Genomic DNA, 9,623 nt, shown 5'->3' with positions numbered 1-9,623 from the left:
GCGCCCGGGCCGGCGCAATGCAGAACGCATGAGAACTCTTTCAGAAATGACGGCACCGGCCCGGAAGACCGATCCTGTGACAGATGTGACGGAAGTAAAGTATCACTGTTTCAGAAAAGCCGCCGTGCGACAAAGCACGGATCCCCCGTGCACCGGGTGCACGGGGGATGAGCCTGTCGGACGGGAACTCCCGTCAACTGCAGTAGTTCGCCTCGGCAGCAGCCTTGATGGCCGCGGCAACGACCTCGGGGTCCTCGTCGGTCGCGCCGAGGGCCTGGAGCTGACCGGCGATGGCCGGGACGGCGAAACTGGGCCGTCCCTCCTCATTGGCCTGGCACTGCTCGTGGGCGGCGGCGATGACCTGGTCCTGCACGACCTGGTCGGCGATGTCGATGTGCCTGCCCTTGAGCTCGTCGAGGAAGGCGTCGTCCGCCTCATCTCGCACAGCGGAGGCCGGGGGCAGCTCGGTGATCTCGGAGATTCCCCCGTCCTGTGCCCCACCTGAGCCGGCGCCGTCACCGGAGTGCGGGTTCGGGGTGGTGGTCACGACCTGACCCGAGGTCGTCGGATTGGCCGGCACGACCACCGACGGCGTGGAGGACGCCGTGCCCTCACTGTCTGCGGTGGATGAGTCGTCACCGCAGGCGGCCAGCGCCCCGACGGTCACGGCCGCCAGAACACCCGCGGTCAGGGTGCGGGGAAACCGGATCGCTCCCCGGGTGGAACGGAAACGCATGAGCATCAGCCCCTGAAGTCCTTCTCGATGTTGCCGTTGACCTGGCGGATCTCACCGTGCTGGAAAGTGACCTTCCGCACGCCGTTCGCCTCGGTCTCGTCGGAGGTCGGGTAGCCGAACCTCCCCTGCTCGTACCCCTCCTCACCCCAGGCCTTGAAGATGTCGCCGCGGGAGATACGGTGGGCCCCGGTCGCAGCGGACCAGTAGATGTTGCCGCTGTCGAAAGTGCTGAACGCGCCACCGGCGATCCCGAGTTCATCGGAGGTCGGGAAGCCGAGACCGGAGGCGGACGGGCCACCGTCAGCGACGTACTTGGCGGCGATGACACCCTGCACGTACTGCAGCCTGCCCGCGGGGTTGCGGACGATCACACCGTTCTGGAACTTCTGCCAGGCACCGCCGTCGATGCCGACCTCCGCCTCGATCGGGAAGCCCAGTGGGCCGTTCTCCCACCGCTGGCGACCCCAGGCGTCGATGACGTCGTTCTTCACCGCGACGGCCCCGGTCTCCGGGGTCCAGTAGATCGCACCGTTCTCGAAGCTCACGAACCGGCCGTTGCCGCCGGCGATGGTGTTCTCCTCGGAGGTCGGGTAACCGAGCCAGGAGTCCGCACCACCCATCTCGGAGTAGCGGGCGCTGATCCGGCCCCACGTGGCGTGGGCACCGGTGGAGGGCTTCCACCAGACACGGCCGTTGCGGAAGTCCTGGACCTTACCGCCGTCCCTCGCGTCGTACTCGTTGGTGATGCAGGTGCCGAGATTTCCGCTGTAGGCGGCGGCGACCTTGGCGATGTCCCCGATGGGGGCGCAGGTCGAGCCGGTGTCCTCTTCAGACAGGCCGAAGGTCTTGGCCATGTACGGCCAGGCCTGGGCCATCTCGTACTGCCAGTAGGGCCAGTCGTGGGTGCCGGACGGGCGGAACTTCTGGATCACGTCGACCCCTGCCTGGTCCGCCGCGGCGACGAAGGTGCGGGAGGTCAGCATGGCCATGGCCTCGAGACCCCAGGCGGCCGGGTTCTCCGGGAATCCGGGGATCGGGCCCTGGACGTCGTAGGCACCGGCGTTGCCGTTGCCGGAGGACACGTAGACGGTGGTGTCCTTGAGCTTGCCGACATGCTGCTTCGGATCATTCTCGTTCCAACGGGCGGAGCCGTAGGGACCCCACATGTTCGTCGCGGACAGTCCGGAGGTCTCATTGACGGCGTAGTCGATGGCCAGCGGCATGCCGAACGAGGTGGTGTCCAGGTAGCCGGAGAAAGAACCGACGAACTGGAACAGCTCCGGGTGGTGCTCGGCGAGGTTCACCGCAGCGGTACCCGACATGGACAGACCGGTGACGGCACGCTGCTCGTTGGTGCGCCAGCCCTCGCGGAGCACCGCGGGGAGCTCATTGATGAGGAAGGACTCCCACTTGTAGTTGACACCGTTCTGCTCTTTGTCCCAGTCGGTGTAGAAGGAACCGGCGCCGCCGACAGGCATGACCACGTTGACGTTCTTGTCTGCGTAGAACTGCGCGATGTTCGTCGAGAGGGTCCACCCGGACTCGTCGTCCCGGGCACGCATGCCGTCGAGGGCCCAGACGGACGGGAAGGTCTTGTTCGGCTGGCTGTACCAGTCACGGGCCAGCAGGATCTGCACCTTCACCGGCTCGCCGGGCATGGCGGCGGAGTTGATGTAGACGTTCGCCCACCGGTCGGTGAGCCACTCCACCTTCTCCACGGAGACACCGTCGGGCAGCCCGGGGAGGTTCTGACTCTCCACGGACTGCGGGACGCGCTCCGGGACCGTCTGCGGGTCCAGCCAGTTACCCAGGGCGTTCGGGTTGGGCTCGGGGGCGTTCTCCTGGGCCACGGCAGTGCCTGCGAGCGGCAGTGCGACGGCCACCGACAGGGGCAGGGCGAGTACGGCTGCGGCGAGCCGACGTGTACCACGCTTACGGGGGGACGGCTTCACGACGAAAGGCCTCATGTCTCGGTTGTTCCTCTTCTGTCTCGTTCTGTCTCGTTGACCGGGTGCCGGCGGACGCCTGGCGCGACCCTCCGGGCGGGTTCCCCTCCCACCCGGGCTGATCGCGGTGCGACAGACGCCATTATGGACGCCGGTCCCGGCGTCACGCTGCTGACACGCCACAAGTCTAAAGTTTTTGTTGAAGGTTGGGGACCACAGTAACAGATGGACGGTCACCGGCGTGACCGGTACGGGGATACCATCGTCGACCACGCCACGGGCATTACCCCGGAACCACCCCCGGGCCACCCCGGCACCCCCACCCGGTGCGCCCCTCCCCCACCGCGGCACCTCTCCCGGTGCGCCCCGGCCACCGGCCTCAGTCGAGGATCAGCAGCCAGACCGCCACATGATGCAGCGCCGCCGCAAGAATCGTCGCGGCGTGGAAGACCTCATGGAAACCGAACCACCGGACCGACGGATTCGGCCTCTTCCTCCCGTAGACCACCGCACCCGCCGAGTACACCAGGCCGCCTGTGACGACAAGCCCGCCGACCACCGCCGGCAGGGCGTCCACGAACCCGGGCAGACGCAGCAGCGCCACCCAGCCGAGCACCAGGTAGACCACCACGTCGACCCACCGCGGATGACCGATCCAGAAGACATTGAGGCTGACGGCGGCGATGGCCGCGACCCAGCACACCGGCAGCACCCACAGCCCCTCCGACCAGGAACCGAAACTGTAGACCACCACCGGACCGTAGGTGCCGGCGATGAACACCGCGATCATGGAGTGGTCCGCCCGCCGCCACGCCTGGACCGTGCGCTCACTGCGCCACGGGGCCCGGTGGTACAGCGCAGAGACGGTGAACAGTCCGACGAGGCAGACGGTGTAGAGCAGGGTCACCCAGGACAGTGCACTGTCACCGTGCAGGCTGAACGCCGTGACGACCAGGGCCGTGCCGGTACCGGCGAAGTACCAGGCCGAGTTCTCGTGGAGCCGACCGCGCAATGCAGGACGCCGACCCCGGTCGACCGGTGGTCGGCGGGGTCGGCGTGTCCTGCGGGTGTCGGCCACCTCGTCCGTCAGAACGGCAGCTGCAGCGAGCCGATGGAGGAGCCACCGACCGAGGGACGCGGAGACTGGATGTTGCTCAGCGCATTGAGGATCTGCGGGCGGGCCTTGGCCAGCTCAGGATTCCACAGCGTCCAGTTGTGGACACCGATCAGCGGATAGCTGGCGGTGACGTTCGCACCGGCGAGGCGGGCGGCGGCCTCGTAGCGGACCGTCTGACTGGCTGCCATCTGCTCGAGAACGATACCGGAGATACCGCCGACGGGATCGTTGAAGAAGTTTCCCACGTCGTTGTTCATGTTCGGGATACCGGCGGCGGACGCCAGGTAGACCGGCATACCGCGCAGCGACATGACGTTGAGCATCGGGTCGTTCTGGAACCGCACCGGGTCCAACGGTCCACCCCACATGTCCCAGACGTTCGCGCCCTGGGAGCCCTGGCTCATCGCGAACTGGAGGGCGAGGTACATGCCCGGCCAGGTGGTGTTGAGGTATCCGGACAGGGAGGTGACCTGCTTGAACTGGTCGCGGTGGCGGCCGGCGAGGTTCAGCGCGGCGGTGGCGCCCATCGACAGGCCGACGACCGCGTTGTTGCTGCGGGAGATCCCGAAGCCGGCGGCCAGCTGCGCCGGCAGCTCACTGGTGAGGAACGTCTCCCACTTCGGGTTCTTCGGGGTCGTGTTGCCGCCGAAGTTGCCGACCCAGTCCGCGTAGAACTGGGAGGCACCGCCGACAGGCATGACCACGTTCACGTCGTCGTTGACGAACACGTCCGCCCCGTGCCCCTGCCAGGTCCAGGCGTTCCAGTCATCACGGGCCCGCAGCCCGTCGAGCAGGTAGACCCCGGCATCGCTGTTGGAGCGCTTGATCTGGACCTGGATGTCCTGGCCCATCGCGCCGGACCAGAACCAGCAGTTCTGGACGAAGAAATTGTAGTCGCTCCAGGAACACCCCGGGCCCAGGATCTCGCGGTCGTCGGCCGAGGCCGCCGGGCTCGCGACGGCGGCGATGCCCAGTGCAGTGGCCACGGCGGTGATCAGTGCGGCCACCTTGCGGCCCATCGAACCCTTCGCGGACCTGTGCTTGCCGGTGCGTGTCGTCATCATTCTCTCTTCCTGGTGTCGGCCCCGCACACACCGTCCGAATCACGTCGGACCGCGGAGGGAACTCTCATCTGTCACGGAGCCTATCGCGCCATCGGGCGGGAATGTTACCAAACGGTGACAATTGACACCAATAGTTTCACCCGGTTCGATTCCGGCGGGGGTGGGCAACCGACCGTGGCTGTCGGTCGCCGACCCCGTCAGCTGATCTCCGGGATCACGTACACCGCCACGGCGATGACCACGACCCAGATCAGCGCCAGCATCTGCAGCGTCCGGTCCTTCAGGGCGATCTCGTCGGGGGCACCGCCCTCACCACGGTCGACGTCCGCGGCGTACCGCAGGATCGCTACGGTGAACGGCACCATCGAGACCTGGTACCAGACCGAGGCGTGCCCCGGGTGCTGCTGACTCATGTCGAAACCCCACAGGGCGTAGAACACTACCACGGCGGTGGCCGCCATCGTCCACACGAAACGGAGGTAGGTCGGGGTGTAGCTCTCCAGCGACTTGCGGATCTTCGCACCCGAACGCATCGCCAGCTTCAGCTCGGCGTACCGCTTGCCCGCCGCCATGAACAGTGAACCGAAGGCGGCGATGAGCAGGAACCACTGCGACAGCTCGATGTCCGCGGCGACACCACCGGCCATCGTGCGCAACATGAACCCGGAGGAGACCAGGGCGATGTCGATCACCGGCTGGTGCTTCCACCCGAAGCAGTAGCCCAGCTGCAGCACGATGTAGACGGCGATGACGATCGCCAGCTCGGGCCCGGACGACGCCAGGAAGCTCAGACCGATCGCCGCGACAATGAGCACCACCGCCATGACGTAGGCCAGGGACACCGGCAGGACGCCCGCCGCGATCGGCCGGAACCGCTTCGTCGGGTGCGCCCGGTCGGCGTCGACGTCCCGGGCGTCGTTGATGAGGTAGATCGAGGACGCTCCGAGGCAGAAGACCACGAAAGCGATCACGATGTCGAGGATGACGTCACCGTGGAAGAGCATGTCCCCGCCGGCGGCGGCCGGGGCCGCCACGACGAGCACGTTCTTCACCCACTGCTTCGGACGCAGGGCCTTGATCATCCCGTCGAGCAGGTTCCTCGGCGGACGCGGCGCCTTCCCCTCCCCGTCCGGCGAGGTCACTGTGTGACCTTCGGTCCACACGGCGGTGTCTTCCTCGAGGCCGGAGGTGTGGGGCTCGGACCCGAGCGGTTCCTGACGGCTCATCAGCCGTTCTCCTTACGCTTGTGCTGTGCGAATCGGTGGACAGTCTGCTCGGTGGCAACGCCGAGCGCCACCCCCGCGCACACATCCGTCGGATAGTGGACGCCGAGCACCAGGCGGGAGACCATCATCACCGGAATCCCGGCGAGCGGTACGGCCGACCCGGTGATGCGGGACAGGGCGATCAGGGCCGCCGCGGTGGAGGTGGCGTGGGAGGACGGGAAGCTCAGTGAACTCGGCGTCCCCACACCGACGACGATGCGCGGGTCGTGCGGACGCTTCCGACGCACGATGCGCTTGACCACCACCGACGCCGCATGCGCGGTGAACGCTGAGACACCCAGGGTGAGCCAGGCGTCCCGCCCGGTGACGGGGTCGGCGTCCCGCCGGTGGGTGAGGGCGCCGGCGGCGGCGAGCGCGAGCCAGCCCAGGGAGTGCTCACCGAAGTGGCTGAGCCCCCGGGCCGCGGTCTGCACCGCGGGACCGGCCGGGGTCTTCACCACGGCATCCTGCAGGGCTACCAGCAGGTCCGCTTCGACCGCCCCGTCACGCCACCCGTCACGGCTACTCAACGACCGCCTCCGGCTCGAAGATCCGGCCCCAGGCCTCGAAGCTGGTCAGCTCGGCGTGGGCGACACGGTAACGCTGCCGCATCTCGTCAAAGCGGGTCGCGACCTCCTTCTGCAGGCGGGCGGACTCCTTCGCGAGCTCCACCGCCCTGTCACGGTCACGTTTACGGTAGACGACGCCACGTCCGTCGGAGGTGGTGACCGTCGCACCGTCGACCCGGCCCAGGGAGAACCAGCGGGCCTCGATCGGGGGCAGGTTGACCTGGGGCACCTCGTGGTGGTGCGGATCAGCCGGACGCAGGTTGTTGCGGACCACCTTCGCCAGCGCCACGACCTTCGAGATCGGGCTCAGCGGGATCTCAGTGAGACCGGCCGGACCCCCGTCAGCCGGTGGCAGAGCGGCTGCCGAGGGGACGACCACGGCGTCCGGATAGTTCTTACGCAGCGCATTGATGCGCGGCAGAGCGGTCTCCAGGATGTCGAAGAGCTGGTCCGGCCCGGCGAGGAAATCCTTCATCGCCTCGTTCTGGATCGCCACGGTCGAATACTCCAGGCACATGAGGTGCTTGGTGGTCGCCTTCGCCATCGAGGTGACGATGCCCCTCGGGCTGCCCTCATGCTGCAGGGCGGCGACGATGAGACGGTTACGCAGGTGGAAGTAGGCCTGCCAGTCGATGGCGTCGTCCTTGTCGGACCAGGCCATGTGCCAGATGGCGATGCCGGGCCAGGAGGCGGTCGGGAAGCCGTGGTCACGGGCACGCAACCCGTACTCGCCGTCGTCCCACTTGATGAACAGCGGCAGCGGCTGACCGACGGTGTCCGCGACGACGCGCGGGATCATGCACATCCACCAGCCGTTGTAGTCGGCGTCGATGCGGCGGTGCAGGTCCTTCGAGTCGATCTCCTCACCGGAGGCGTTCTCGCCGTACTCGCCGCGGTCACGCAGCGGGTGGCGGTAGAAGTCGTGGTCGTAGTGGGTGTGCGGGGCGGCGGTCCACATGAAGCTGCCACGGTCGATGATCTCGCCCATGGTGTGCAGGTGGGAACGCTCCTGCAGGTTCAGCATCTGACCGCCGACGAGCATCGGGGATGCGGCGTACCGGGCGGCGGCCAGGGAGCGCAGGACGCTGTCCGGCTCGATGGCGATGTCGTCGTCCATGTAGAGGATGAACGGGCTGTCCGTGCCGCGCTCGGGGTGGCGTGCCTCGTACATGATGCGGGAGTAGCCGCCGGAGCCACCGAGGTTGCCCTGGACCGGCATGCGCAGCCGGTCGCCGTAGAACGCCTCGACCTCGGCGAAGCCCGCCTCATCCTTCGGATGCTTCGTCCCCTGGTCAGGCATGATCAGTGCGTCCACCACCGAATCGACGACCGGGTCGGAGGACAGTGCCTGCAAGGCGGCGACAGCGTCCGCCGGGCGGTTGAAGGTCGGGATGCCGATGGTGACGCGGGGCTCCGGGGCGGGGATCGTGTCCCCGGCGTGGCGGGTGACCTTCCCGCCGGTCGCAGGATCGGTGACGACCGTGTCGGCGACGAGGATCTGCTCCGCGGCGTCCTTCGTGGCGTACCAGCCGGCGGAGTGGACGGTGGTCTCCGACTCACAGGTCAGGTCGAACCAGATCCAGCCGCCGTCCTCGAAGGGGGCGAGGGGGACGGTGAACTCGGCGACACCGTGGCCCGCGTCATCGGTCTCGACGACGCCGCCGGTCACCGCGATGCGGGAGCCGTCGATCTTCGAACGGTAGATGTCGATGCGGGCATCACCGGTGAGCTCGACGCGCAGCTGGACCTCGTCGAGCTGGCTCCAGCGCCGCCAGTAGGACGCCGGGAAACCGTTGAAGTAGGACTCGAAGCTGACCTCGGTACCCGCCGGAATGCTGGCGGAGGTCCGCGAGAGCGCCGTCACACGGCCCGGGGCCGCCTCGTTCTCCACGATGTACAGGGACCGGACGTCCCGCGGCTCACCACGCTTCGGCAGGATGACCCGGGCGAGACGCCGCGGGTCGAAGGTGTCGTCCGTGATGCTGTTGTCGCTGGTTGCGCTCATGTAGTACTACGCCGGCTTCCGATAGACAGTTGTTCGCCGACGATTATCCCCTATCGGGCCGTCGAGACGTAGTCCGGCGCGCTCGGAGGTGCTGTGAATCACCTGTCAGAGGGGAGCGCGGGTGGTCGCCGGGAGCCGGGGGTCAGAGACCTTCCTTGACGTCCTTGCCGGTCTTCTCCGCGACCGTGTCGCAGTTCTCCGGACGGTCGGGGAAGCAGAGCATCGTCCAGTTGTCGTCGGTCACCCGGAGCATCTGACCGGCCTGGTCATCAGTCAGTCCGGTCTCCTTCTTCAGCTTCGCGATGACATCGTCGTAGTCGCCGAAGAACAGCGGGCCGTCACTGTCACCGCAGAAGGTTCCGGTGAAACCGTCCTCCGTCTCCGGTTCCTCGCAGCGCAGACCCCAGGCAGCCAGCTGCTCGACGGCGGCGTCGGCGTCCTTCCACCCGGTGTACTTCTGCGCTTCCTCGGTCGCCTGCGCGGCGGCGGACTCCGCGGCGCGGCGTTCCTCCGCCTCCCGGTCCAGTCGCGCCTGCGAATCCGACTGCTCCTGGTAGATGTTCCGGGAGCCGTCAAGCGTGGACGTGGTGAAGCCGAGCTGCGGCATCATCGTGGCGCAGCCGTCCGCAGAAGTGTCCATGCAGTAGCCCGCGACACCGTCTCCGTCGACAGGGTGGAAGGTCCCGCGGATGATGTCCTCGTCCAGGGAAGCCATGAGGCCACCGTCTCCGCCTGATGTGGCCACCGCCTGCTCTGCGACCTCCTCGCCGGATGCCATGGTCGAGGTCGGGAAGACGACGAAAGTCGGATGACTGCCCAGGGGCTCGGCACCCGACACACAGGAGAGCCCGCCTGGGAGGCCGGACACTTCGTCGACCTGGTCGCCGAGTTCGAGGCAGCTGTACTCCAGCCCCTGCGCCT

8 protein-coding genes are annotated in these 9,623 nt (G+C 67.5%); all 8 read right to left on the bottom strand.

What is annotated here, in order from left to right; genetic code table 11:
• Positions 1-193: 193 nt before the first annotated feature.
• Positions 194-742 (bottom strand): DUF732 domain-containing protein, encoded by a 549-nt coding sequence (locus QZV72_RS02295; protein ID WP_297004735.1) that lies wholly within the window; start codon positions 740-742, stop codon positions 194-196.
• Positions 742-2,703: an alpha/beta hydrolase-fold protein gene (locus tag QZV72_RS02290; RefSeq protein ID WP_297004734.1), complete on the bottom strand. Its 1,962-nt coding sequence runs from the start codon at positions 2,701-2,703 to the stop codon at positions 742-744. Before QZV72_RS02290 ends, QZV72_RS02295 begins: the two co-directional genes overlap by 1 nt.
• A gap of 358 nt (positions 2,704-3,061) precedes the next feature.
• A complete protein-coding gene (locus tag QZV72_RS02285; RefSeq protein WP_297004731.1) occupies positions 3,062-3,760 on the bottom strand; it encodes a hemolysin III family protein in 699 nt (232 codons plus the stop codon).
• Positions 3,761-3,768: 8 nt separating this feature from the next.
• Positions 3,769-4,860, bottom strand: a complete 1,092-nt coding sequence (locus QZV72_RS02280) for an alpha/beta hydrolase family protein (protein WP_297004729.1) — start codon at positions 4,858-4,860, stop codon at positions 3,769-3,771.
• A gap of 200 nt (positions 4,861-5,060) precedes the next feature.
• Positions 5,061-6,089: a decaprenyl-phosphate phosphoribosyltransferase gene (locus QZV72_RS02275; RefSeq protein WP_297004727.1), complete on the bottom strand. Its 1,029-nt coding sequence runs from the start codon at positions 6,087-6,089 to the stop codon at positions 5,061-5,063.
• A complete protein-coding gene (locus QZV72_RS02270; RefSeq protein WP_297004724.1) occupies positions 6,089-6,658 on the bottom strand; it encodes a phosphatase PAP2 family protein in 570 nt (189 codons plus the stop codon). The genes QZV72_RS02275 and QZV72_RS02270 overlap by 1 nt, the downstream gene beginning before the upstream one ends.
• The gene (locus QZV72_RS02265) at positions 6,651-8,702 is read right to left on the bottom strand and encodes a glycosyltransferase (RefSeq protein ID WP_297004721.1); all 2,052 of its coding nucleotides are present in this window, start codon (positions 8,700-8,702) and stop codon (positions 6,651-6,653) included. The genes QZV72_RS02270 and QZV72_RS02265 overlap by 8 nt, the downstream gene beginning before the upstream one ends.
• 142 nt (positions 8,703-8,844) lie before the next feature.
• On the bottom strand, positions 8,845-9,623 hold a 779-nt coding region (locus QZV72_RS02260), incomplete at its 5' end, for a hypothetical protein (protein ID WP_297004717.1).

This window comes from uncultured Corynebacterium sp., from assembly GCF_902782855.1.
Taxonomy (GTDB): domain Bacteria; phylum Actinomycetota; class Actinomycetes; order Mycobacteriales; family Mycobacteriaceae; genus Corynebacterium.
Note: the sequence above shows the minus strand (reverse complement) of the source record. Positions and strands in the feature narration are given on the sequence as shown.

Coding starts and splice junctions, on each gene's coding strand:
- QZV72_RS02295 (WP_297004735.1), bottom strand. CDS start 742: ATGCTCATGCGTTTCCGTTCCACCCGGGGAGCGATCCGGTTTCCCCGC.
- QZV72_RS02290 (WP_297004734.1), bottom strand. CDS start 2,703: ATGAGGCCTTTCGTCGTGAAGCCGTCCCCCCGTAAGCGTGGTACACGT.
- QZV72_RS02280 (WP_297004729.1), bottom strand. CDS start 4,860: ATGACGACACGCACCGGCAAGCACAGGTCCGCGAAGGGTTCGATGGGC.
- QZV72_RS02275 (WP_297004727.1), bottom strand. CDS start 6,089: ATGAGCCGTCAGGAACCGCTCGGGTCCGAGCCCCACACCTCCGGCCTC.
- QZV72_RS02265 (WP_297004721.1), bottom strand. CDS start 8,702: ATGAGCGCAACCAGCGACAACAGCATCACGGACGACACCTTCGACCCG.